General features: G+C 62.9%; 22 protein-coding genes. 11 read left to right on the top strand and 11 right to left on the bottom strand.

From position 1 onward, the window contains the following. Nucleotides 1–43: 43 nt before the first annotated feature. Complete coding sequence (locus MESCI_RS20590; RefSeq protein WP_013531878.1) at nt 44–364, top strand: 2Fe-2S iron-sulfur cluster-binding protein; 321 nt, start codon at nt 44–46, stop codon at nt 362–364. Between the two features lie 195 nt (nt 365–559). After that, entirely contained in the window at nt 560–1588 is a 1029-nt protein-coding gene (locus MESCI_RS20585) for an NAD(P)/FAD-dependent oxidoreductase (RefSeq protein ID WP_013531877.1), read from the top strand. Nucleotides 1589–1591: 3 nt separating this feature from the next. On the opposite strand, the gene MESCI_RS20580 is transcribed toward MESCI_RS20585, so the two are convergent. Together MESCI_RS20580 and MESCI_RS20575 are read right to left on the bottom strand one after the other, a co-directional pair. Further along, the gene (locus MESCI_RS20580; RefSeq protein ID WP_013531876.1) at nt 1592–3073 is read right to left on the bottom strand and encodes an MDR family MFS transporter; all 1482 of its coding nucleotides are present in this window, start codon (nt 3071–3073) and stop codon (nt 1592–1594) included. 201 nt (nt 3074–3274) lie between these two features. Then, nucleotides 3275–3934, bottom strand: coding sequence for a DUF922 domain-containing Zn-dependent protease (locus MESCI_RS20575; RefSeq protein WP_013531875.1), 660 nt, complete (start codon nt 3932–3934; stop codon nt 3275–3277). Nucleotides 3935–4037: 103 nt separating this feature from the next. Here MESCI_RS20575 and folP point away from each other — a divergent pair, with 103 nt between their 5' ends. Genes folP through folK form a run of 3 tightly spaced genes read left to right on the top strand, consistent with a single transcriptional unit; the run spans nt 4038 to nt 5748 of the window. Continuing rightward, a complete protein-coding gene (gene folP, locus MESCI_RS20570) occupies nt 4038–4889 on the top strand; it encodes a dihydropteroate synthase (RefSeq protein WP_013531874.1) in 852 nt (283 codons plus the stop codon). 3 nt (nt 4890–4892) lie between these two features. Further along, nucleotides 4893–5252 (top strand): dihydroneopterin aldolase, encoded by a 360-nt coding sequence (gene folB / locus MESCI_RS20565; protein WP_013531873.1) that lies wholly within the window; start codon nt 4893–4895, stop codon nt 5250–5252. Continuing rightward, complete coding sequence (gene folK, locus MESCI_RS20560) at nt 5236–5748, top strand: 2-amino-4-hydroxy-6-hydroxymethyldihydropteridine diphosphokinase (protein WP_013531872.1); 513 nt, start codon at nt 5236–5238, stop codon at nt 5746–5748. The genes folB and folK overlap by 17 nt, the downstream gene beginning before the upstream one ends. Before the next feature lie 26 nt (nt 5749–5774). Here folK and MESCI_RS20555 read toward each other — a convergent pair whose 3' ends face one another. Continuing rightward, nucleotides 5775–6320 (bottom strand): DUF924 family protein, encoded by a 546-nt coding sequence (locus MESCI_RS20555; RefSeq protein WP_013531871.1) that lies wholly within the window; start codon nt 6318–6320, stop codon nt 5775–5777. A gap of 14 nt (nt 6321–6334) precedes the next feature. Next, on the bottom strand, nt 6335–8170 hold the full coding sequence (locus MESCI_RS20550) for a monovalent cation:proton antiporter-2 (CPA2) family protein (protein WP_013531870.1): 1836 nt from the start codon (nt 8168–8170) through the stop codon (nt 6335–6337). Between the two features lie 160 nt (nt 8171–8330). Between MESCI_RS20550 and MESCI_RS20545 the strand changes: the two genes are divergently transcribed. From MESCI_RS20545 to MESCI_RS20535, 3 genes are all read left to right on the top strand, one after another. Further along, a complete protein-coding gene (locus MESCI_RS20545; RefSeq protein WP_063170228.1) occupies nt 8331–9320 on the top strand; it encodes an AraC family transcriptional regulator in 990 nt (329 codons plus the stop codon). A 60-nt stretch (nt 9321–9380) separates the two neighbouring features. Then, entirely contained in the window at nt 9381–10589 is a 1209-nt protein-coding gene (locus tag MESCI_RS20540) for an MFS transporter (RefSeq protein WP_013531868.1), read from the top strand. 182 nt (nt 10590–10771) lie between these two features. Beyond that, nucleotides 10772–11038 (top strand): hypothetical protein, encoded by a 267-nt coding sequence (locus MESCI_RS20535; RefSeq protein ID WP_013531867.1) that lies wholly within the window; start codon nt 10772–10774, stop codon nt 11036–11038. A gap of 95 nt (nt 11039–11133) precedes the next feature. Here MESCI_RS20535 and MESCI_RS20530 read toward each other — a convergent pair whose 3' ends face one another. The 4 genes from MESCI_RS20530 to MESCI_RS20515 all read right to left on the bottom strand — a co-directional run bounded on the left by MESCI_RS20530 (nt 11134) and on the right by MESCI_RS20515 (nt 14957). Continuing rightward, a complete protein-coding gene (locus tag MESCI_RS20530) occupies nt 11134–11688 on the bottom strand; it encodes a hypothetical protein (protein ID WP_013531866.1) in 555 nt (184 codons plus the stop codon). A 135-nt stretch (nt 11689–11823) separates the two neighbouring features. Next, nucleotides 11824–12915, bottom strand: a complete 1092-nt coding sequence (locus MESCI_RS20525; RefSeq protein WP_013531865.1) for a YcjF family protein — start codon at nt 12913–12915, stop codon at nt 11824–11826. Then, nucleotides 12912–14390, bottom strand: coding sequence for a YcjX family GTP-binding protein (locus tag MESCI_RS20520; RefSeq protein ID WP_013531864.1), 1479 nt, complete (start codon nt 14388–14390; stop codon nt 12912–12914). The genes MESCI_RS20525 and MESCI_RS20520 overlap by 4 nt, the downstream gene beginning before the upstream one ends. Before the next feature lie 63 nt (nt 14391–14453). Then, on the bottom strand, nt 14454–14957 hold the full coding sequence (locus MESCI_RS20515) for a SixA phosphatase family protein (RefSeq protein ID WP_013531863.1): 504 nt from the start codon (nt 14955–14957) through the stop codon (nt 14454–14456). Nucleotides 14958–15289: 332 nt separating this feature from the next. Here MESCI_RS20515 and dksA point away from each other — a divergent pair, with 332 nt between their 5' ends. Further along, nucleotides 15290–15706 (top strand): RNA polymerase-binding protein DksA, encoded by a 417-nt coding sequence (gene dksA / locus MESCI_RS20510; protein WP_013531862.1) that lies wholly within the window; start codon nt 15290–15292, stop codon nt 15704–15706. A 184-nt stretch (nt 15707–15890) separates the two neighbouring features. On the opposite strand, the gene MESCI_RS20505 is transcribed toward dksA, so the two are convergent. Further along, nucleotides 15891–16628 (bottom strand): flagellar biosynthetic protein FliO, encoded by a 738-nt coding sequence (locus MESCI_RS20505; RefSeq protein ID WP_013531861.1) that lies wholly within the window; start codon nt 16626–16628, stop codon nt 15891–15893. A gap of 225 nt (nt 16629–16853) precedes the next feature. Here MESCI_RS20505 and cckA point away from each other — a divergent pair, with 225 nt between their 5' ends. Both cckA and MESCI_RS20495 read left to right on the top strand, forming a co-directional pair. Then, nucleotides 16854–19427, top strand: a complete 2574-nt coding sequence (cckA, locus tag MESCI_RS20500; RefSeq protein WP_013531860.1) for a cell cycle histidine kinase CckA — start codon at nt 16854–16856, stop codon at nt 19425–19427. Between the two features lie 86 nt (nt 19428–19513). Beyond that, nucleotides 19514–20221, top strand: coding sequence for a purine-nucleoside phosphorylase (locus MESCI_RS20495; RefSeq protein ID WP_013531859.1), 708 nt, complete (start codon nt 19514–19516; stop codon nt 20219–20221). Nucleotides 20222–20230: 9 nt separating this feature from the next. Here MESCI_RS20495 and MESCI_RS20490 read toward each other — a convergent pair whose 3' ends face one another. Further along, on the bottom strand, nt 20231–21448 hold the full coding sequence (locus MESCI_RS20490; protein WP_013531858.1) for a c-type cytochrome: 1218 nt from the start codon (nt 21446–21448) through the stop codon (nt 20231–20233). Beyond that, nucleotides 21445–23211, bottom strand: a complete 1767-nt coding sequence (locus MESCI_RS20485) for a GMC family oxidoreductase (protein ID WP_013531857.1) — start codon at nt 23209–23211, stop codon at nt 21445–21447. The genes MESCI_RS20490 and MESCI_RS20485 overlap by 4 nt, the downstream gene beginning before the upstream one ends. Between the last annotated feature and the right edge of the window lie 2 nt (nt 23212–23213).

Here is a 23213-nt window from a genome sequence, read left to right as displayed (position 1 = left end):
AGCCGGAGTGATTATCTCGGCTGCAACTCCCTTCAGGTGACAAATGACCAAGCTGACTTTCATTGCCCATGACGGCACGCATTTCGACATGGACGCCGAGAACGGCTCTACGGTCATGGAGAACGCGATCCGCAACGCCGTGCCCGGGATCGAAGCCGAATGCGGCGGTGCCTGCGCCTGTGCCACCTGTCACGTCTATGTCGACGAAGCCTGGACGGCTGAAGTCGGCGAGCCGGAAGCGATGGAAGAGGACATGCTGGACTTCGCCTACGACGTCCAGCCCAACTCGCGCCTGTCATGCCAGATCAAGGTCCGCGATGCGCTTGACGGCTTGGTCGTGCGGGTGCCTGCCCGCCAGGGATAAGCGCAACCTTTTTGCCAACTGATTTTTCCCGCTGTGGCTTGGCAGCGGGGCGATGGTCATGCAGTGTCCTGCTGTTTCACCACAGCGCCGCGCGTCCTCTTGGACGCGCAACGGACGCTGTAGCACTTTTATTTGCGCATGATCCTTTCCGAAAATCGTTCCGATTTTCGGGGTCATGCGCAGCGAGGCACAGGCATGACCGACATCACCAGGACAGACGTGCTTATTGTCGGGGCAGGGCCGGTCGGCCTGTTTGCCGTGTTCGAGCTCGGCCTGTTCGACATGAAGTGCCACCTGATCGACATTCTCGATCGGCCGGGCGGCCAATGCGCGGAACTCTATCCGGAAAAGCCGATCTACGACATTCCAGGCTGGCCTTCGATCTCGGCGCAGGGGCTGGTCGACAAATTGCTCGAGCAGATCGCGCCGTTCAAGCCCGATTTCAGCTACAACCGAATGGTTTCCAGCCTGGAAAAACTGGAGGACGGCAGTTTTCGCGTCACCACCGACGAAAACGAGGTGTTCGAGGCCAAGGTGGTGGTGATTGCCGCCGGCGGCGGCTCCTTCCAACCCAAGCGTCCGCCGATCCCCGGCATAGAGCCCTATGAAGGCAAGAGCGTCTTCTATTCGGTGCGCCGGATGGAGGATTTTCGCGGCCACGACCTCGTCATTGTCGGCGGCGGCGACTCGGCGCTCGACTGGACGCTGAACCTGCAGCCGGTGGCAAAGAGCGTGACGCTGGTGCACCGGCGGCCTGAGTTCCGCGCCGCTCCCGACAGCGTCAACAAGATGTATGCCATGCAGGAGATGAAGCAGCTCGAATTCCAGGTCGGCCAGGTGACCGGATTGACCGGTGCCGACGGCCAGTTGTCATCGGCCACCATCAAGGGACCGGATGGCGACGTCGAGGTGCCTTGCACGCGCATGCTGCCGTTCTTCGGCCTGACCATGAAGCTCGGACCGATCGCGGAGTGGGGTCTCAACCTTCACGAGAACCTCATTCCGGTCGATACCGAAAAATTCCAGACATCGGTGCCCGGCATCTTCGCGGTCGGCGACATCAACTGGTATCCGGGCAAGCTGAAGCTGATCCTGTCGGGTTTCCACGAAGTGGCGCTGATGGCGCAGGCCGCCAAGCGCATCATCAGCCCCGGCGAGCGCATCGTTTTCCAGTACACGACCTCATCGACCAGCCTGCAGAAGAAGCTCGGCGTCTCCGGCTGAACTTTACTCGGCCAGCATCGGCGCCGCATTGTCGGCGTAGCCGCGAAGCTCCTTTTCGGGCATCAGCGTCAGCGTGATCAGCCCCAGCAGCAATGTAGCGGCGGCGACGGCAAAGATCATCACGAACGGCTCGACCGTCGCGCTATGGCCAGCGATCCGCACGCCTTCACCGGCAAGCGGCAAGCCGTAGCCCAGAGCGACCGCGCCGAGCATGGCGACCCCAAGCGCACTGCCAAGCGAACGCAGGAATGTCAGCACGCCCGTCGCGACGCCGAGATGCACGCGATCGACGGCGTTCTGGACCGACACGGTGGTGACCGGAAACGTCGTTCCGGTTCCAAACCCGATGCAAATCGTCAAGACCTCCACCTCCAGCAGCGTTGCATATCCTGCGACGACGGCCAGCAGGCAGAGGCACAGCATGCTGAAGACGACGCCCACCATCGCAATGCGCTTGTAGTGGGTGAAATGCGGGATCATACGCCCGCTGAATGCCGCGCCGCCGACGGTCCCCAGCAGAAGCCCAAGCATCGCGATGCCCGACTCCGCTGCCGACAAGCCGAGCACCGCCTGAAGATAGACGGGCAGGTACACAGCCATGCCGACGCTTGCGGCCTGAAGCAGGAACATCGAAAGCGTGCCCGCCAGAACGATTGGATTGCCAAGCACTTCGAGTGAGATGAGCGGCTCGGCGGCGCGCATGAGCCGCAAGGCAAAAGCGCTCCAGAAAATCGCCGAACCGCAGAGAACGCCGATGACTTCAAGCGAAGTCCAGGGATAGGCGCTGCCGCCCCAGTTCAAGGCGAGCAGCAGCAGCGCCGTGGCAATTATCAGAAGCAGCGCGCCCAGGCCGTCGATGCGATGGCGCTTTGCGGCAATGGGCAGTTTCTTGAGCGGCTTGTTGATGATCGCCATCGCAAGAAAACCAAGCGGAATGTTGATCCAGAAGATCAGTGACCAGTGCAGGTGCTCTGCGAAAGTGCCGCCGAGCAACGGACCGGCAATGCTGGCGACAGCCCATGTGCCGGAGAACCAGGCGGCATAGCGTGCCCGCTCGCGCGGCGGCACGAGATCGCCGACGACGGTCTGCGTCAAAGCGAACAAGCCGCCGCCACCGGCGCCCTGGATCGCCCGCCCGACAACCAGCACAAACATGTTGGGAGCCATCGCACTGACCACCGATCCCGCCAAAAAGATCAGGATCGCGGCATAGACGGTCGGCCGGCGGCCGTAGACATCGGAAATCTTGCCGTAGAGCGGAGCCACGGCTGTAGCGGTCAGGAGATAACCGGTGACGATCCATGGCAGATAGTGTGCGTTTCCGAGCGCATGCCCGATGGTCGGCATGGCCGGCGCGACAATGGTCTGATCGAGTGCCGCCAACAGCATCGACAACAGCACGCCGCCGATGATGGCGTTCTTTTCGCGCTCTGTTATCGGCGTGCCGGTTTCCGCCATCGTTTTCTCATCGACAGCCTGGTCCATGATCGTTCATCCATAAGCTTGCGATTTGACCGGCGCTGTTCAGCCGCTCCGGCTTCATGACCGTTTGGATCGCATTGGTGTTTTAAGCTCGTCTGGCGAGCCTGATATGTCGTCCCATATAGGCCGGTTTCGACGGCGGCTCGAAAGTTTTTCGAATCTGGCACTACGCTTCGGTGAATTTGGCTTTCAGTTCGGGTGCGTTCAGGCCGGCGGCAGTCGTCCGTTGCCGATGCGCTCCATGCGGTAGCGCAGCAGCCGCAAGATGCGGCTTTCGAAATTGACACTTTCGACGCGGTCGAACTGAAGCTGGGCGCGGTCGTGCCTGGCCAGAACAGCCGCGGTGATCGCGGCCGCCTTGGCCTTGGCGGCGTCGCAGTTCTTTTGCGGGTAGGTGGCTTTCAAGGCCTCTTCGAGTTCGCCGCCATGGTTCTTGGCGATTTCGACATGGCGCTCCTCATGGCGCTTGATGTCGGCCGACAGCGTATCCCAGAACAGCCTGACATCGGCATCGGCCTTGCGCGGCCGGCGCCACTCGGGAAGGATCACCTTCACCTTGACGGTCACCACCGCGTCGGCAATCCGGCAGGAACTCGGTGTCTGCGCATAGCTGATACGGGTGGTGAAGGCCATTTGCGTAGCGCCCGGGTGCCGCGTGCCGGTGCTTTTCACCTCCGGCCCGCGTTTGGAGAGTTGTGCCTCGATGTCGTCGAGCGTGCTGCCGCCAATGGCGAAATAGCTGTACGTCTTGACGAGATTGGCCGCCGCCGCCGGGTGCGGCGTTATGGCGAGCAGCAGCGCGCAAGCCAAGGATTGTTTCACGCCCAAGGACTGTTTTTTCATGCCAAGCATGGATCGTTTCATCATGTTGCCTCTTCGACCACCTTGCTTTACGGCCGTTGCCGGCGCAATGAAATTGATCCGCCAGGGATCACACATGATTGATGAACTCCATGGTCGATGAGCAATGACGGCCAGGCGATGGCAGTTGGCGCATGGACGCCATCTCGACCTTGGCGGCAAGGCCGTGGTCGTCGGCATCCTCAATGTCACGCCCGACAGCTTTTCCGACGGCGGCCAGTTCGACGCCCCTGAAAAGGCGCTGGCCCAGGCGCGCCGCATGATCGGGGAAGGGGCACTGGTTGTCGATGTCGGGGGAGAATCGACGCGCCCAGGTGCTGCCGCGGTATCGGCCAGCCAGGAACAGGCCCGCATCCTGCCGGTGATCGAAGCGCTGGCGGGCGTGAACGAGGTGCTGATTTCGGTCGATACCTATCGCGCCGACACGGCGCGGCTGGCGGTCGCCGCCGGCGCGCATATCGTCAACGATGTCTGGGGTTTGCAGCGCGAGCCCGATATTGCTCGTGTCGCCGCCGATACCGGCGCCGGGCTTGTCATCATGCATACCGGGCGGGATCGCCAGAAGCTGCCGGACGCGATTGCCGATCAGTTGGCATTCCTGCGAAGGTCGCTGGAAATCGCCCGCCAGACCGGCATCGCCGATGATCACATCGTGCTCGATCCCGGTTTCGGATTCGCCAAGGAGACGGCGGAGGAAAATCTCGACCTGATGGCACGCTTTTCGGAATTGCATGCACTCGGCCTGCCGCTGATGGCCGGCACGTCGCGAAAACGCTTCATCGGCACGGTCACCGGCCGTGATGCCGCCGACAGAGGGGTCGGAACAGCGGCGACCAGCGTCATTTTGAGGCTCCAGGGCGCCGACCTGTTTCGCGTCCACGATGTCGCATTCAACGTGGACGCATTGGCGCTCGCCGATGCTATGCTGGCGCGTCAAACCGACCGGGCGAGAAACTGATCGATGTATGTCATCCGCATGAAGAACTGCGCTTTCTTTGCCCGGCACGGCGTGCTGGACGAGGAGGAACGGCTCGGCCAGCGCTTCTATGTCGATGCCGTTCTGACCGTTGATCCAGGCCGGGCGCTTGCCGAAGATTCGATCGAGGATACAGTCCACTACGGCGTTGCATTCAGCGTCATTGAAAAGATCATCACCGGGCAGCGCCGTTTTCTGATCGAGTCGCTGGCGCTCGAAGTGGCCCGTGCGCTGACGGCGCGTTTTCCGCAGATAAAGAAAGCCGAGATCACGGTGCGCAAGCCGAACGCACCAGTGCCCGGCGTGCTCGATTATGTCGAGGTGACCGTTGTCTGGCCCGAATAGTACCGTTTATCTCAGCCTTGGCGGCAATCTTGGCGATCCGGCGAAATCCATGAGCGCGGCGCTGCGCATGCTGGATGCCGACGCGGATACGCGTGTCACCGGCGTCTCCTCGCTTTATCGCACACCGCCCTGGGGCAAGCTCGATCAGCCGGATTTTCTCAATGCGGCCGCCGAAATTTCCACCGTGCTTGCACCGCGTGCCTTGCTCGACCTCTGCCTCGATGCGGAGCGCAAGCTGAAGCGGGTGCGCGAGGAGCGGTGGGGGCCGCGGCTGATCGACATCGACATTCTGGTGTTCGGCGACCGCGTCATCCACGAGACCGGGCTGGAGGTGCCGCATCCGCGCATGCTGGAGCGCGCCTTCGTGCTGGCGCCGCTGGCCGAGATCGCGCCCGGCCTGGTTGTCAGCGGTCGCAGCATCACCGATCGCCTGGTCGCCGTCGATACCTCAGGCATCGAGCGATTGTCGTCCGGCCGGGATTGGTGGCTGGCCTGATTTCTGGGCAAGGCGACGGCCGAACTTTAGCCCGAGAAGCCGCCACCATCCAGGAACGTCTGCTCCTGCGGGGTGGTTTCGCGGCCAAGCATCTTGTTTCGATGCGGAAAACGGCCGAATTGCTCAATGATATCACGATGTTCGACAGCATACTTCAGATAGGGCTCGGCCCTGGCCTCAGTCAGCTCGACCGAAATATCCTGGTCGGCCAGTAGCTCCGAATGCTCATAGGGCAGGTAGAGGAAAACGCGGAGTTCTTCCTCGAGTGCCAGGTCATGACCAGCCGCGATCGCCTTCTCTGCGAAATATCTGGCGAGCGGATCGGTCGCGTACATATGGCCGGTGCCGCGAAAGCAGTTCCGCGGAAACTGGTCGAGCAGGATCATCAGCGCCAGCGCGCCTTCGGCATGTTCCAGCCAGTCGTCGCATTCACGCCGCGCTGCGGCGTAGTGCAGGTCGAGAAAGCGGTCGCGGAACTCGGCATCGAATGCTTCGTTCTTCTCGAACCAGGCATCCTCGCCGGCATCGCGCCAGAATTTGGTGACCGACAGGGCTCTGCTGTCCAATTCCATACCTAATTCCTTGCTCAATCGGCGGGTTCGGACTTGTGCAGCACACCCGCGGTCTCTTCGTTGAGTGCCTGACCAGGCCGGCGCGGCGTCGAGAGCGGTGTCGGAATCGGCGTGCCGATATTGCCTCTCAGGAAGCGCTGTCCGGCGCGAATGCCTTCGGCGAGCTGGGTTTCGAAGCGGTCGGTGTCGCGGCGCCTGACATCTTCGATCGTTTCAGCCACGTCTTCGGGATCGACGCCCAGAGATTCCAGGGCCGAGCCGCCGAAAACAAGTGCGGATTCGAAGGTTTCGCGAAGTTGGTAGTCGACGCCGGCACGTATGAGCTGCAGCGCCGTTCCACGGTCGAATGCGCGGGCCAGCACGGTGAGCAGTGGGAATTCGGCCTTGATCAGCTGGGCGATGCGAACAGCCACATCGGCCTTGTCGACGCAGATCAGCACGGCGCGCGCCCGGCCGGCACCGGCGGCATGCAGGATGTCCAGCCGCGTGCCGTCGCCATAGTAGACCTTGAAGCCGAAATCGGCCGCCGCCTGGATCATTTCGACGTCATTGTCGATGATCGAGACGTCGATGCCGCGCAGCAACAGCGGCTGGCTGGCGATCTGGCCGAAGCGGCCGAAGCCGATGATCAGCACGCTGCCGGTCAGGCCATCGGCGACGTCGACGCCGTCGAGCGACTGCTCGTCGCGCGGCGTCAGATAGCGCAAGGCGATGATGGCCAGCGGCGTCAGCACCATGGAGATGATGACGATCGCCGTCAGCGTCGCATTGGCGTTGCCGTCGATGATGCCGACCGCCGCGGCCGCCGAATAAAGGACAAAGGCGAACTCACCGCCTTGCGCCATGAAGACCGCGCGCTCAAGCGCCTCGCGGTGGCTGGTTTTCAGGATACGGGCGACGATGTAGATGCCGAATGCCTTCATCACCATGTAGGCGACGACATAGATGGCAATCAGCCGCCAGTTCGCCGCGACCACATGCAGGTCGAGCGACATGCCCACCGCGAGAAAGAACAGACCGAGCAGGATGCCGCGGAACGGTTCGATATCGGCTTCAAGCTGATGGCGGAAGGTCGATTCGGACAAAAGCACACCGGCCAGGAAGGCGCCCATCGCCATCGACAGGCCGCTGAGCTGCATGGCAAGCGCGGATCCGAGAACGACCAGAAGTGCCGCCGCCGTCATCACCTCGCGGGCACGGGCATCCGCCAGGATGCGGAAGAACGGATTGAGCAGATAACGGCCGGCCACAACCAGGCCGACGATCGCGGCGAGGCCGATGCCGACCTCGGTCAGCCGCTCCGATAGGCTGGTGTCGGCACCGCCGGGCGCCAGAAACGCGATCAGGGCCAGCAGCGGCACGATGGCAAGATCCTCGAGCAGCAGGACCGATACGATGCGCTGACCTTTCGGCGCGGCGATTTCGCCGCGTTCCTCGAGAAGCTGCATGACGATCGCTGTCGAGGTCAGCACGAAGCCGGCGCCGGCGACGAAGGATTGCGCGATTGGAAACCCTCCAGCCATGCCGACCCCGGTCAGCAGGAGCGCGCAGACGCCGACCTGCAACGCACCGAGGCCAAAGATCTCGCGGCGCAGGCCCCAGAGCCGCGATGGCTGCATTTCCAGCCCGATGATGAACAGGAACATCACCACGCCGAGTTCGGCGACATGAAGAATGGCTTCCGATTCGGAAAAGACGCCGAGGCCGAACGGGCCGATCACCACGCCGGCAGCCAGATAGCCGAGGATCGAGCCGAGGCCCATGCGCTTGAAGATGGGAACGGCGACGACACCGGCAGCAAGCAGCGCCACCACCTGAACCAGATCACTGCCCGATGCTTCCGCCGCCATGCCTCTTGTCCCTGTGTCTTGCAGCACTCCTTGCATGCAGTTGGAGCGGGAGGCAAGGCGAGAAATCTGCCGGAAAGGGTAGGGTGCCGTTGCAGTGATTGACTTGGTGGAACAACGGTCCCCGCTTGCCTGCCGGACGTTCGGCATCTATATTGCGTATATGTTTGACCATTCGTCCCGGCCGTCCTCGCCGCCACATATCCCGATGGATGCGCTCAGCGAAGTTCTGCAAGACTTTCGCTTGAGTGGTGTCAACTATGGCCGCTGCGAACTCCGGCACCCATGGAGCATAGACTTTCCGCAACAACAGCTGCTTCGGTTTCACTTTGTCGGCCAGGGCCCATGCTGGATTCATACTGAATCGCAAGGCTGGCAGGAGCTGCGCGATGGCGATCTGGTGCTGCTGCCGCAAGGCATCGCCCATCGGCTGGCGAGCGCGCCGGACGTTGCAGGGGGCTCGCTCGAAGGTTGCCAGGTGATCAAGTTGGGGGGCAACGTCTGCGAAGTGGTACGGCAAGGAACGGGCGCGACGAGCACCCTTTTCTGCGGCTCCATGGCCTTGGACTCCTATGCGCTCAACCCATTGATCACGTTGATGCCGCCTGTCATCAAGGGTTGCGACGTGGCCGGCAATGACCCGGTCGTCGGTCCTTTGCTGGCGGCCATGACGGTGGAGGCCTCGCAGCCGCAGATGGGCAGCGCCACGATTCTGTCGCGTATGGCCGACTTGCTGACGGCCCGGCTCATACGCTGCTGGGTCAATTGCAACGGAGCCTCGACCACCGGTTGGCTCGCAGCCATCCGCGACCCCCATATAGGCCGCGCTTTGGCGGCCATGCACCGCGACCCCGGCCACAACTGGACGCTGGGAAGCCTGGCCGGCGTGGCAGGCCAATCGCGCTCGATTTTCGCCGAGCGTTTCAGTGCGGTATTGGGGGAGGGTGCCGCACACTATCTCGCCCGCCTGCGCATGCAGCTTGCCCGCGAATTGCTGGGCCAAAACGGCTTGTCGGTTGCCGAAGTCGCTACCCGTTTGGGCTATGATTCGGAGGCATCCTTCGCGCGCGCGTTCAAGCGCATCACCAATGTCTCGCCGGGCGTTGTGCGTCGCACAATTCCCGGACGAATGGATATGAATTTCGGATTCTAAGATACATATCATCCGAGCGGACTCGCCTATTTAAGACCTCCAAACTTTGGAGATCTTTCCGTGACTGACACAACATTACAGCTTGAAGACGCCGCGACTGGCCTTGATGCCGATGCACCAGCCGCGTGGAGCGCAGCCACCTGGTTCGCGGTGATTTCATTGGCGGCCACCAGCTTTGCCTTGGTGTCGGCCGAATTCCTGCCCGCAGGTCTGCTGACGCCAATGGCACGTGATCTCGGCATCAGCGAGGGGACGGCCGGACAGGTCGTCACCGCCACCGCTTCCGTCGGCGCCGTGACGGCCATGTTGAGCAATGTTCTCATCGGCCGCTTGAACCGCAAGGCGGTGCTGGTTGGTCTCAGTGCTCTTGCGGTCGGTTCCAATGTCCTGGCGGCGCTGGCGACCGATTTCTGGCTGTTGTTGTTGGGCCGGGCCGGGCTGGGCATCGCTCTCAGTGCTTTCTGGGCACTTTCGGTCGCCGTCGTGGCGAGGCTTGTTGGCGCCAGCGCGACGGGGCGGGGCATGGCGATCGTCACCCTGGGCGTCTCGCTCGCAACCATTGCCGCACCGTCGATGGGCGCGTTGATCAGTGACTGGATAGGGTGGCGCAGTGCCATGGCCATGACGGCGGGGCTGGCCGCGCTTGCCATGCTGCTGCAGTTTCTCAGCCTGCCGACCTTGCCCGCAACGGCAAGCAACAGCCTTGCAGATGTATTTCGGCTGACCCGGCGGCGCGGCATCCAACTCGGCATGCTGGCTATCCTTTTGCTGATGACGGGGCATTTTGCCGGCTCGGTCTATGTGCGTCCCTTCCTCGAACAGGTGACACTCCTTACAACCGGACCGATTGCCTTGGCTCTGCTCGGGTTTGGCATCGCTGCCGTGATCGGTAATATTGCCGGCGGCCGCATGGCCGACACCAACATCCACATGGCCCTCGCAGTCACCGCGGCGTTGATGGCGGTTGCGGCACTTACTTTGGTGCTTTGGGGCTCGCATATCGGCGTTGCCTTCGGCTTCGTTACGCTGTGGGGTTTCGCCTTTGGCATGGCGCCGGTGGTGCTGCCGACCAATATGTCGCGCGCGGCGCCTGATGCGCTGGAGGCAGCGGGCAGCCTGATGGTCACCTCTTTCCAAATTGCCATCACCATCGGCGCGGTTGTCGGCGGCTATGTCGTGGACACCTATGGCGCGACTGGGCCTTTGACTCTGACTGCTATCCTTGCCGCATCGACCGCTGTCTTGGCGCTGCTGCAGCCTCGCAGCTGAACTTTGCAGCCGCCGATACAGTAGCCTCAAATCCTGCCGCCAGCGATGTTGCAGGCGCGATACACAAGTTGAGGCCGGGAACACGTTGCATCTTGCCGCAATCGAAGGCTAAGGACGCTCGGCTTCGGCCATTGGAGGGTGATCGACGATCAAGTCGCGCCCTTTTTGAGGAGATGACTGACATGAAGAAGTTTTTGTTTGTTGCCGTCGGCCTGGCGGTGCTTGCCGGTTCGGCTTGCTCGAAGGCGCCTGAGTGCACGGCGGAGATCGCGACCAAGAAGGCGCAGGACATGGCTGCAGCACTTCAGGAGGCGATCACCAAGGACCCGGCCAAGGCGGCTGATCTGACCGCCAAGGTCCAGGCGGTGACAACCAAGTATCAGGGCGCCACGACATTGGCCGACGCCTGCAAGGCCTATGACGAAGTGACGGCCGCGATCAAGGGCTGACACCCTGATTTGAGATCAAGGCCTAAGCGCCTGATTCGATGGGCTCAAGTGAGAGGGCGGTGACCGTTGGGTCGCCGCCTTTTTCCTTGGTTTTTTCAGTTCGGCGCGATGGAGCCGACTTCGACCGCGTCGACCCGCTTCAGGCTCATGCCGATCACCGGCACCAATTGGTCGTTGACGCGCACGGCGATAGTCACCGTCATCGAATTGTCGTCAGGGATGCGAGCCTGCATGACGCCGCGCAGCTGGTTGCGGTTGATGGTGAAGACCACCTTGCGGGGATCGACGACGTTGCCGCCGATGATGTCGAGGCCGGAACCGGTCGCGCCACCCATGAAGCTGCCCTTGTAGCCCTCGCGGCCCTTGCGCTCGATTTTGGCCGACATTGGCTGGGTGAACACACCGACCCGGCAGCCGCCGTCGAGCGACATGCCGACCTTGCCGTCGGGCGTCGAGCCGGTGAAGCTGCAGTTGAACTTGGTGCCCTTGTACTTGCCGGCGACGATTTCGCCGGGACCGATCCACTTGCCTTCGGCAGACTGGAAGAACTGCTTGTCCGGCTCCGCCGCAGAGGCCACTCCGGCAATGCCGACGACTGTCGTAATCACCGTTGCCAGGGACAGGACGCTGGATAGAATTACGCTTTTCATCGACGACACCCGGCAACAAAGATGCTGTTTGGAACCGGTCTGACCATGAACAAGATTGGTTAATGCTTCGTCACCGCGGGGCCGCCGCAGAGCAGTCCGGTAACGATTCCGAATGCCCGGACACTCCAGCCCGGCTCACTTGCCGGAGGGGGTCGTTGCACCGTCTTTCCTGGTTGCGAACGATGTCAGCGCCGAGAGGAAGTCGCCCAATCCGGGACGTTTGGCGGCGCTGAAGGGCAGGGGTCGAGCCGTCTCCATCGCGGCGATGCCGATGCGCGCCGTCATCATGCCGTTGACGACGCCCTCGCCAAGCTTGGCCGAAAGGCGCGCGGCCAGGCCGTGGCCAACGATCTGCTGGACGACACTGTCGCCGACCGCGATCGAACCGGTGACCGCCAGATGCGCCAGAACGCTGCGCGCCAGGCGGAAGAAACCCAGCGTTCCCGGCCGTCCGCCATAGAGTTCCGACAGGCGCCGAATGAGCCGCCCGGCCTCGAACACGACATAGGCAACATCGACCAGTGCGCGTGGACTGACCGCCGTCACCAGCGAGACGCGTTTGGCAGCTTCGAGAATCATCACTTTCGCTCTGGCATCGAGTGGTCCGAGAATTTCAGCCTCCGCCAGGCGCACGAGATTGCCGCCGTCGATGATTTCGCCGCGCAATTCGGCCAGCGCGCGCCGGCCGGCCGCGGTCTCGGGTTTGGCCGAGACAAAGGCCGACAATTCGTCGACGACCGATCGTGCCGCCTTGGGATCGTCGCGGGCGATCGCATCGAGCGCCCGCTTCTGCAGCTTTTCGACCTCGGCGAGGCGGGCGATCGCCAGGAATTCGCGAATCAGGATCACCACAAGCGCCAGCACGGCGATGGCGGCCATGCCGGCGGCCAGCCAGCCCAGCCACTCAGCGCGCGCAAAGAGGTCGCGTATGAGCTGGTCGGTCCACAGGCCGACCGCCAGCGAAACCAGCACGCCGAAGGCGCCGAAGAAGATGCTGCCGAGCAGCGAGCGTTTCCTGGGGGCGACGGCTGGTGGCGGCTCCGCGGCAATGATGTCGGGCTCGTCGAAGACATCGACTTTCGCCGGAATGACCATCGCGACATGGGTTTTCATCGCGCGGGGTTTGCGCTGGGTGTCGGCCTGGATGTTGCGCGGCTCAGGGGCCGCTTGTCTCGGTGGGGCTTCCGGTTCGATGCGGAATGCCGCCGGCTTGCGGGGCGCGGTCATGCCAGATGATCTCCGATCAGGAACTGCAAGGCACGGTCGAGCCTGATATGCGGCAGCGACAGCGTGACGCCTTCGGCCGTGCGTTCGAGCTTTGGGGGACGGAAACGGACGAAGCGGATTGCAGGGTCCGCGGAGTCCTGCCTGTGATCGGCTCCCGAAACATCGAAAACCGCATCAATATTCTCCGGTAAGTCACCGGGAAATATGGCTGTTTCAGTTTTTCCATCGAAGGTTTCGCCGTTGATCTTCTCACCGGCTATCGGCGTGCCGATGATGACGGGAAGCGTCTCCCGGCCTTGCCTGACGGTGCCTTCGCGCGTCGCGCGCACCGCCGCCATGGCGACCACATCGACATCGGCGCCGGTGAAATTCGCCCGTGCCACGGCGCGGTCGGCAAGCCGCCGCACGATCGCCTGCAGCCGGTCATGGCTTTCGTGATGCAGATGGTCGGCCTTGGTCGCGGCAACCAGGATGCGGTCGATGCGCCGCGAGAACAGATCGGTGAGGAAGCTGCCCCGGCCGGGGCGAAAACAGCTGAGGATCTCGGTCACCGCGCGTTCCAGGTCGGCCATGGCGCCCGGGCCGGCGTTCAGCGCCTGCATAGCGTCGATCAGCACGATCTGGCGGTCGAGGCGGGTGATGTGTTCCCGGAAAAAGGGTTTGACGACATGCGTCTTGTAGGCCTCATAGCGCCTGTCCATCATGGCGTGCAGCGAGCCTGCGCGCGGGCGCTTGTCGTCGATCCCGGCCAGTGGCGCGAAGGTCAGGGCCGGCGAGCCTTCGAGATCGCCCGGCATCAGGAAGCGGCCGGGCGGCAAGGTCGAAAGCGCCCGCTCGTCGAGCTTGCAGGCCTTCAGATAGGCGGCGAAACTCTCGGCCAGGCGGCGCGCCGTCATCTCGTCGGCATCGGCGTTCGGGTCGATCCCGGCCGATAGTGCCCGCCAGGCTTGCGACAGGTCCTCGCGCACCGGCAGAACGGCCATCTCAAAGGCTTCGTGGGAAAAATCGGCGAAGGATTTGCCGAGCAGCGGCAGATCGAGCAGCCATTCGCCGGGATAATCGACGATATCGACCGACAATCTGCCCGAGGAAAACATGCGGCTCCAGCCGGAAGCCGATTCATATTCGATGGTCAGCCGCAGCTCCGAAATGGCGCGCGTCGAATCGGGCCAGACGCGGTCGTTGACCAAGGCTGCGATGTGGTCCTCGTACTGGAAACGCGGCACCGCGTCGTCGGGCTGCTGCTCGAGGAAGGCGCGCGCGATGCGCCCCGATTTCTGCGCCTCGAACAGCGGCAGGCGCCCGCCATGGATCAAATTGTGGACAAGGGCCGATATGAACACCGTTTTGCCGGCGCGGGACAATCCGGTCACGCCGAGGCGCAGCGATGGGGAAAAAAGCCCGGTGGCGCGGCCCGATAGCGTGTCGAGGGCAATCCTCGCCTCGTCGGTGAAGGTGGTCAGCGATGATGCCAAAATATGCTCTCTCGAACTTCGGTCCGTCCGATATAGGCGCTGCAACAAGGCTTTGAAATGGCTTCAGAGATCGGCCGGCGTCAGGAACGCTTCGAGATAGCCGGTTCCTTGGGCGGCGCTGGCAAGATCGCCGTCGAAGCGGACGACCGCCAGGCCCGCGGTCGGGAACCCATGGTTCAGTGTGGCCCGCGCAGCCTCGTCGCCGCCGCCCGAAACTGCCATGGCAAGGTCTTCCATCATCGGGTTGTGGCCGATGACCAGCAACGAGCCCGATCCGCCATTGTTCCTGATAAGGTTGAGATAACCGGCCGCGTCCGCGCTGTAGAGCCCGTCGAAGAACAGGACCCGGCCGGTGTCGGTCTGGCCGGCCAGGCCTTCCAGCGTCTCTTTGGCGCGTTTGGCGTTGGAGCACAGCGTCCGGTCCGGAACATAGAGGCGGGAGCGCATGGCGGCGCCCATCATTTCGGCATCGGCGCGGCCGGACGCATCGAGCGGACGGTCGAAATCGCGCATGCCGGGCAATGCCCAGCCTGCCTTGGCATGTCGCAACAGATAAAGCCTGCTCACCCAACCTCCGAATGCCGAAGCCTTCCGGGATTAGCCACGAGAACGGCGTCGCGCACAATGGCCCGTGCTCTTCAAACACGGCGAATCAGCCAACGCTGGCTGCTGCAAAAGGCGCTTGCATATCGGCCCCGGGGTCACCGCGATCAGGGAAAATATGCGTCACCGGATCCAAAGTGTCGCGGCGGAGTTTGTACCAAAGCGACCGTACGCGGCTGCAAAGACGCGTGCCCAGGTACTTTAACAATTGCGTGAAACAGCGGCCGATTGCGCTTGTGCAGGCGTCGGACGACGAATATATAGGCGCCAAATTTGGGGCAGTTTGGGTGAGTCGAATGAACGACATCGTTACCGCCGATTACGTACCCTCCGAAGACGAGCCGTTCATGAACGAGCGGCAGAAATCCTACTTCCGCTCAAAGCTCGTCACCTGGAAGAATGACATATTGCGCGAAGCGCGCGAAACACTGGAAATCCTGCAGCAAGAAAACGCCAACCATCCCGATCTGGCCGATCGCGCCTCTTCGGAAACCGACCGTGCCATCGAACTCAGGGCCCGCGACCGTCAGCGCAAGCTCATTGCAAAGATCGATTCCGCCCTGCAGCGCATCGACGAAGGCACCTACGGCTATTGCGAAGAAACCGGCGAGCCGATCGCGCTGAAGCGGCTCGATGCACGTCCGATCGCGACATTGTCGATCGAAGCGCAGGAGCGGCATGAGCGCCGCGAAAAAGTCTATCGCGACGACTGAGGCTCACGGCCGGCTGTCTCGAACGAACTCGATTCCGAAAATGGCCGGTTTTCCGGCCATTTTCATTGGTGCGGCATCCACCGCTCAGGGCGCGCGAAGATCGAAAACCCTCGGCGCTTCGGACGAGGTGGTTCGGCAGCCGACCGGCGACGGTGTTTCGCGGGGATAGCGACCCGGCGGTCGCTCATTTCTTCTGGCTGGAGAGTTCACCGAGAAGCTTGGTCATCTCGTCGTCGAGCGACTGCGGCGCCGCCGGCTTGCCCACCTGGCCGCCCGAACGGGGCTGGTCCAGTGATACTTCAAGTTCTCTCATCAGCGTGTCGTCGATGCTGTCCTGCACCGGCTGCGGTGGTGGCGGGGCGTGCCGGGCGGTGTTGGCGTTGGCGGAGCCGTAGGCGGGCAACGGCGTGACATTGGTCGGCTGGTAGCTTTGCGTTGCCGGCTTCGGTGCAGGTGCCGGCGGCGCTGTCGGACGGGGGCGGGCGGGCGGCGTCGTATTCACCGGCTGTGGAGCGGGTGCCTGTCTCAGCGGCGGCGGAGCGGGTTGCGGCGGACGCGGCCTTGTCGGAGCGGTGGCCGGAACCGGCTGCAAGCCGCCATCTCCAGTCAATGCCGGCCGGCGCGGCGCCGAAAGCCGGATATCGCGCTCGACGACGACGTCGGTCGGACCGCCGATCAGAAGCAGATGTTCGATGTCGTCGCGGCGTATCAGCACCAACCTGCGATGGCTGTCGACGGCGGTGGCATCCATGACGGCCAGTCGCGTCTTGCGGTTCCGGCCGCCGGCGACGAAGGTTCCGAATGTCAGGTTGCGCACCAGCTTGACGATGACGAGAACGATGACCAGCAGGACGAGCGCTGCAAACGTCCACAACAATGCTGCGGCATAACCGGGACCTGCCACGCTATCGAGCCATTGCATTGGTTTCCCCTGATCGCCCCTTGGAAGTGATAAGACACTAGACCGTTGCAGCGGGCCACCGCAAGTTGCGTTTCACGCTGTTGAACAGCTTGAAAAACTCCGAAGGCCGGAAGACATCATTTTTATCCGACATTTGCCGCCCAGGCCTTTTCCGGACTAGGAGAATGTGATTCAACCCGGTACGGGGCGGGTGTCGGAACACCGGAATTCACGAGCAGGGGGCACATGGCCAAGGAAGCGCGCGGCGATTTCTATCCGGTACCGATCGTCGACCAGAATACGCGACCGGGCGCGGTTACCCGGCTTATCATTTTCATCGTCGTTCTGACGGGGGCCGCGATCGTCTTCGGTCTTTTCCGCGAGCGCCTCGGCGATCCTTTCCTGCTCGGCATGCTCGGCGTGCTGGCGATGATCGGCGTCGGCTTCCTGTTCGCGACGGCGATCGGCTTCGTGCAGGTCACGCCACGCTCGACAGGCGACGAACTGTCGAAATCCTTCGTCGATTCGATGTCGCAGGGGCTTCTCGTCACCGACACCAAGGGCCGCGTCGTCTACGCCAACCGCGCCTATGCGGATATGACCGGAGCATCGTCCGCTGCCGATCTGAAGACCGTCGAGGGATTGCTCTCGGATGTCCCCGAAGCCTCGGTGACGATCTATCGCCTGGCGTCCGGCCTTCGCGACGGCCAGCCGGGCGACGGCGAGTTTAGGCTCGCACAGTCCATTCGGCCCGGTGCCGAGCCGGGCGCCCGCTGGTACCGCGCGCGCGCCCGCGCCTTCAGCGTTCCAGGCCAGCGGCTGCCGATGCTGGCCTGGCAGCTTGCCGATATCTCGCAGGAGCGGGCCGAGCAGGAGCGCTTCTTCCTCGATCTGCAGAAGGCGATCGATCACCTCGACCACGCGCCGGCCGGCTTCTTTTCGGCCGACCAGGAGGGCCGCGTCACCTACATCAACGCCACGCTCGCCGAATGGCTGGGCATCGACCTCACCAGCTTCACGCCCGGCGCCGTGTCTCTGTCGGAGATCGTGGCCGGCGACGGCATGGCGCTGGTCCGCTCGGTCAAGGCCGACCCCGGCACCACACGCAACGCGGTGATCGATCTCGATTTGACGACCATGACGGGCGAAGCGCTGCCGGTGCGCTTCATGCACCGCGTTTCGGCCAGCCGCGAAGGATTGAATGGGCCGACACGCACGATCGTGCTCAACCGCACGCAAGGCGAGGATGCCTCTGCCGACTTGCGGGCTTCGGAAGTGCGCTTCACCCGCTTCTTCAACTCGACACCGATGGCAATCGCCGGCGTCGACCACAACGGACGCATCCTGCGCACCAATGCGCCGTTTTTGTCGTTGTTTTCGTCTGTCGTCGATCGCGACGCCGTCGACCGTCGCGTGCGGCTCGACACGGTAATCCACGAACGCGACCGGCCGGCCTTCGCGGCTGCCTTCGAGAAAGCGCAGCAGCGGCAGGCCGACATCGAGCCGATCGACACGCTTCTGCCCGGCAACGACGAACGGCACATCCGCTTCTACGTCAACGCCGTCGCTGACGGCACCGGCGGCGAGGGCGCCGAGGAGTCGGCCATCGTCTACGCCGTCGAGACAACGGAGCAGAAGGCGCTGGAAGGGCAGATGGCGCAAAGCCAGAAGATGCAGGCAGTCGGCCAGCTTGCCGGCGGCATCGCGCATGATTTCAACAATGTGCTGACCGCCATCATCATGGCGTCCGACCTTTTGTTGACCAATCACCGCCCGTCGGACCCGTCCTTCCCAGACATCATGAACATCAAGCAGAATGCCAACCGGGCGGCTTCGCTGGTGCGGCAGTTGCTGGCCTTCTCGCGCAAGCAGACATTGCGGCCGGAAGTGCTCAACCTGACCGACGTGCTCGCCGATCTCAGGATGCTGCTGGCCCGCCTTGTCGGCAACGACATCAAGCTGAAGGTCGACCATGGCCGCGACCTGTGGCCGGTCAAGGTCGATATCGGGCAGTTCGAACAGGTGGTGGTGAACCTTGCGGTCAACGCGCGCGATGCTATGCCGGCGGGCGGCGATCTGACCGTGCGCACCCGCAATGTGACCGCCGAGGAGTGCAAGGCCTTTTCCTACCGCGAACTCGCCCCGGCGGACTATGTCGTGGTCGAAGTCGAGGACACCGGCAGCGGCATCGCGCCCGACGTGCTGAAGAAGATTTTCGAACCCTTCTTCACCACCAAGGAAGTCGGCAAAGGCACCGGCCTTGGCCTGTCGATGGTCTACGGCATCATCAAGCAGACCGGCGGCTTCATCTTCTGCGATTCCGAAGTCGGCAAAGGCTCGACTTTCCGCATTTTCCTGCCGCGTCACATCGCCGAAGCGAAAAAGGCAGGCGAGTCCGGCGATGCGCCGGCGGCGCCGGCAAAGGTCGCCGATCCGGCCAAGGATCTGTCGGGCTCGGCCACGGTGCTGCTCGTCGAGGACGAGGATGCCGTGCGCATGGGCGGCATGCGGGCGCTGACCTCGCGCGGCTACACCGTGCACGAGGCGTCGTCGGGCGTCGAGGCGCTGGAAGTGTTCGAGGCGCTGGGCGGCAAGGTCGATATCGTCGTTTCCGACGTGGTGATGCCGGAAATGGACGGGCCGACGCTGCTCGGCGAATTGCGCAAGCGCCAGCCCGACATCAAGTTCGTCTTCGTGTCCGGCTATGCCGAGGACGCATTCGCCAGAAACCTGCCGGCAGATGCGCATTTCGGCTTCCTGCCCAAGCCGTTTTCGCTCAAGCAACTGGCCACGATCGTCAAGGACGTGCTGGAGTCCTAGAGCCTTCCCCATGTTCCTCCTTGCGCAACGCCGTGACAACGCCATGATTGAGGGGTGAACGGCAGGAAGGCTTAGGGGAGCAACCGGTGACGCCGCACAACGAAGCGGACAAGGACGACTATGCCGACACGGTGTTGTTGCCGGGCGACCCGCAACGCGCCGAATGGATGGCGCAAACGTTCCTGGAAGCGCCGCGCTGCATCAATCGCCGACGCGGCACGCTTGGCTTCACCGGCTTGTTTCGTGGCAAGTCCATCAGCATTCAAGCGACGGGCATCGGCGTTTCATCGTTTCTGATCTATGCACATGAACTGCTGGACCATTATGGCGCCCGGACCCTGATCCGTACCGGCACCTGCGGCAGCCTGACCGCAAAGGCAAAGCTGCGCAGCCTTGTCATCTCGCAATCGGCACAGGCGGAAAGCGCCCAGAGCGGCCAGGTTTTCGGCCTTTATGGACCGGCTGGCCCGGACCCGGCGCTCCTCGCATCGTCACGGGCCAAGGCGGTGGAATTTGGCATCGACCATCATGTCGGCCTGACGGTCTGCAGCGACATTTTCTATCACCCGGATGGGCGTGCCCGTTTTGCCGATGCACGGGCGCAAGGAGCCCTGGCCGTGGATATGGAAACCAGCGCGCTCTATGGCATATCGGAGCATTTCGGAGCACGTGCCTTGTCGATGTGTGTCGTGGTGGACAACATCGAGACCGGCGAACAGACCGACTATTCCGAGCGCCAGGCGCTTTTCACCGACATGAGCCGTCTGGCACTCGCTGTCGCAGCCGAGAGCTAGAGTACGGGTCTACTGGGTCAATTCCTTGCGTACGGCAGCGACATCGCCGGACGAGACTGCAGGAGCCGCGTTGCCCCAACTGGCGCGCACATAGGTCAAGACGTCGGCGACCTCCTGGTCTTTCAGGCGCCAGGCCAGGGAAGGCATGGCGGGCGTCGTCGGTGCATCGGCCGTGTGCACGGCCTGGCTGCCGGCAAGGACGAGCCGTGCCAGTGTTTCGGAACTGCCCTGCGCGACGATCGAATTGCCGGCAAGGGAAGGGAAAAGCGCGCCTGACCCGGCACCATCTCCACCATGGCAGGCCGAGCAATTGTCGCGATAGATTGCCTCGCCCGCGGTCATCCGTGTTGCGTCAGGCTTTGCCGGTTGGGCGCTGTCGACATCCGAGCCCAGGCTCTTGAGGTAGACTGCAACCGCCTTGAGATCGGGATCGGTCATTTTCGACGTGGAGTTCTCGATGGCCTCCGCCATCGGACCGGAGGCAATCGAATGCGCATTGACGCCGGTCTTGAGGTATTTCACCAGATCCTCTTCCGACCACTTGCCCAGGCCCGATTGCGCATTGTTGGTGATGTCGGGGGCAAACCAGCCCTGCAGGGAGGCACCTTGCAGGAACTCGCTGTCCTTATCGGCGCCAAGGAAAGATTTGGGCGAGTGGCAGGTGCCGCAATGGCCCGCGCCCTGGACGATATAAGCGCCGCGATTCCACTCCGCCGGCTTGGAGGGATCCGGCTGAAAGCTTGCTTCGGTGAAGTTGAGGGCATTCCAGCCCAGCATCGCCAGCCGGATGTTCAACGGGAACGGCAACTGATTGGCTTCGACCTTGTTCGATACCGGTTGAACCGTCGTCAGATAGGCCCACAAGTCGGAAATGTCCCGATCGTTCATCCTGGTATAGGCGGGGTAGGGCATTGCGGGGTAGAGCCGCACACCATTGTGGCCGATGCCTGACTTCATCATGCTGCGGAAGTCGGCTTCCGACCAACTGCCGATGCCCGTCTCGCGGTCAGGCGTTATGTTGGGCGGCACGAGCGCGCCGAACGGCGTTTCGAGCGGCAGGCCGCCGGCCAGCGGTTTGCCCTCGGCCCGCGTATGACAGCCTGCACAGTCGCCGAGCACCGCCTGATACTGTCCACGTATGATCTGGTCCGCCTGATCGGCACTCCATGCCGGGCCGCCAGTGAGGGCCGCAGCACCGATGGCGAGCGTGAGAACGAGCTTGTTCATGCCTGCACCAGGGGTGCACCGGGATTGCGCAGATATTGATTGCGGATGGCATCGGCGGCGCGGAAAGCGAGCGCGCCGACCGTTCCTGTCGGATTTTTGCCGGCATTCTGCGGGAAGGCCGACGCACCGATGACAAAGACGTTGGGGACGTCCCAACTCTGGAGGAAGGTGTTGACCGCGCTCTTCTTCGGGTCCGTTCCCATGATGGCGCCGCCCGTATTGTGGGTGCTCTGGTAGGGGACGCTGTCCCAGCCTTTCTTGCGGCGGCTGACGGCGTACTGCTTTCCGCCGAGCGCCTTGGCAATTTCCTCCATCCGGTCGCAGACATAGTTCGACATGCGGATGTCGTTGTCGGGAAAATCGAACGTCATGCGCATCAGCGGCCGCCCGAAACGGTCCTTGTAGGTCGGGTCGAGGTCAAGGTAGTTGTTGCGCGTCGCGTAGCTGCTTCCCTGGGACGAGTAGCCAAGCGTGCTCTTGTAGCCCTCGACCGTTGCCTTCTTCCAGGCGCTGCCCCATTTCGGCGTGCCGGGCAGGGTCGGCCTGGTTCCGATCGGGCGCCCGTTGGTGGGAATGCAGTTGATGCCCGCACCGCCGACGAAGTCCAGCGCGCCGTGGTCGAACGCGTCACCATTGTAATCGTCGATCGTCTGGCCGAGCGCGCCTGCGGCGATGAACGGGTTGAAGTTCTTGTCGTCGAAGAACACCTGCACGCCGGCGTTTGTCTGGTAGCAGTAATTGCGCCCAACCGTTCCTTCGCCGCTGCCGGGGTCGTAGATCTTGCCGATGCCGGACAGCATCATCAGCCGGGTATTGTGCAGGCCGTAGGCGCACAGCAGCACCAGATCGGCCGGCTGGAAGTACTCCTCGCCTGAGGTATCGACGTAGGTCACGCCGCGCGCCGACTTGCCTCCGGGAGCCAGATCGACATGCAGTACCTCGCTGTCGGTGCGGACTTCGAAATTGGACTTCTTCATCAGCACCGGAAGGACGGTGGTCTGGGCGCTCGACTTCGAATAGTTGGCACAGCCGAAGCGTTCGCAGAATCCGCAATAGGTGCATTGACCCATGGCGATGCCGAGCGGGTTGACATAGGCCCGCGACATGTTGGCGGATGGGGTCGGGAAGGGATGCAGGCCGATCGACCGGCCGACCTCGGCGAACAGGGTTGGCGCGTAGGTCATCTGCATCGGCGGGTTCGGATAATCCCGCGACCTTGGATCCTCGAACGGATTGCCGCCTTCCTGCAACTGCCCCTTGATATTGCCGGCCTTGCCCGAGATGCCTGCCAGATACTCGAACTGGTCGTAATAGGGCTCCATCTCCGCGCCGGTCACGCCCCAGTCCTCGACCTGGAGATCGGCGATTCTCGATGCACCATATTTCTTGGTCAGATTGGTCTTTATCTGAAAGTCTGAATCCCAGAACCGCCAGGTGTGGCCGTTCCAGTGGACGCCGGCGCCGCCGACGCCGTTGCCGGGGAGGAAGGAGCCGAAATCGCGCATCGGCAGCGCCTTCTGCGACGGGTCGTTGCGCACCGTCATGGTTTCCACGGCGGGCTGCAGGAAGAGGTCGCGCCGGATGCTGTAGCGCAACTCATCCTGCGCGTAGCCGATGTTGAAATCGGTTGCCGTATCGCGCCAGGGGCCGCGTTCTATAGCCACCACGTCCAGGCCCTGATCGGTCAATTCGTGGGCCAGAATGGATCCCGTCCAGCCGAGGCCGACGATCACGACGTCTTTGCGAGGCAGTATCTTGGTCATGA

The organism is Mesorhizobium ciceri biovar biserrulae WSM1271 (assembly GCF_000185905.1).
Classification (GTDB): domain Bacteria; phylum Pseudomonadota; class Alphaproteobacteria; order Rhizobiales; family Rhizobiaceae; genus Mesorhizobium; species Mesorhizobium ciceri.
The sequence above is the reverse complement of the archived record's forward strand: the minus strand, read 5'-3'. Positions and strand labels throughout refer to the sequence as shown.

Coding starts and splice junctions, on each gene's coding strand:
- MESCI_RS20525 (WP_013531865.1), bottom strand. CDS start 12,915: ATGACCGCGCCCCGCAAGCCGGCGGCATTCCGCATCGAACCGGAAGCC.
- MESCI_RS20505 (WP_013531861.1), bottom strand. CDS start 16,628: ATGCAATGGCTCGATAGCGTGGCAGGTCCCGGTTATGCCGCAGCATTG.
- dksA (WP_013531862.1), top strand. CDS start 15,290: ATGAACGACATCGTTACCGCCGATTACGTACCCTCCGAAGACGAGCCG.
- MESCI_RS20590 (WP_013531878.1), top strand. CDS start 44: ATGACCAAGCTGACTTTCATTGCCCATGACGGCACGCATTTCGACATG.
- MESCI_RS20550 (WP_013531870.1), bottom strand. CDS start 8,170: ATGGCGGCGGAAGCATCGGGCAGTGATCTGGTTCAGGTGGTGGCGCTG.
- MESCI_RS20485 (WP_013531857.1), bottom strand. CDS start 23,211: ATGACCAAGATACTGCCTCGCAAAGACGTCGTGATCGTCGGCCTCGGC.
- folB (WP_013531873.1), top strand. CDS start 4,893: ATGTATGTCATCCGCATGAAGAACTGCGCTTTCTTTGCCCGGCACGGC.
- MESCI_RS20490 (WP_013531858.1), bottom strand. CDS start 21,448: ATGAACAAGCTCGTTCTCACGCTCGCCATCGGTGCTGCGGCCCTCACT.
- MESCI_RS20580 (WP_013531876.1), bottom strand. CDS start 3,073: ATGGACCAGGCTGTCGATGAGAAAACGATGGCGGAAACCGGCACGCCG.
- MESCI_RS20545 (WP_063170228.1), top strand. CDS start 8,331: ATGTTTGACCATTCGTCCCGGCCGTCCTCGCCGCCACATATCCCGATG.
- MESCI_RS20530 (WP_013531866.1), bottom strand. CDS start 11,688: ATGAAAAGCGTAATTCTATCCAGCGTCCTGTCCCTGGCAACGGTGATT.
- MESCI_RS20555 (WP_013531871.1), bottom strand. CDS start 6,320: ATGGAATTGGACAGCAGAGCCCTGTCGGTCACCAAATTCTGGCGCGAT.
- MESCI_RS20535 (WP_013531867.1), top strand. CDS start 10,772: ATGAAGAAGTTTTTGTTTGTTGCCGTCGGCCTGGCGGTGCTTGCCGGT.
- MESCI_RS20585 (WP_013531877.1), top strand. CDS start 560: ATGACCGACATCACCAGGACAGACGTGCTTATTGTCGGGGCAGGGCCG.
- folP (WP_013531874.1), top strand. CDS start 4,038: ATGACGGCCAGGCGATGGCAGTTGGCGCATGGACGCCATCTCGACCTT.
- cckA (WP_013531860.1), top strand. CDS start 16,854: ATGGCCAAGGAAGCGCGCGGCGATTTCTATCCGGTACCGATCGTCGAC.
- MESCI_RS20575 (WP_013531875.1), bottom strand. CDS start 3,934: ATGAAACGATCCATGCTTGGCATGAAAAAACAGTCCTTGGGCGTGAAA.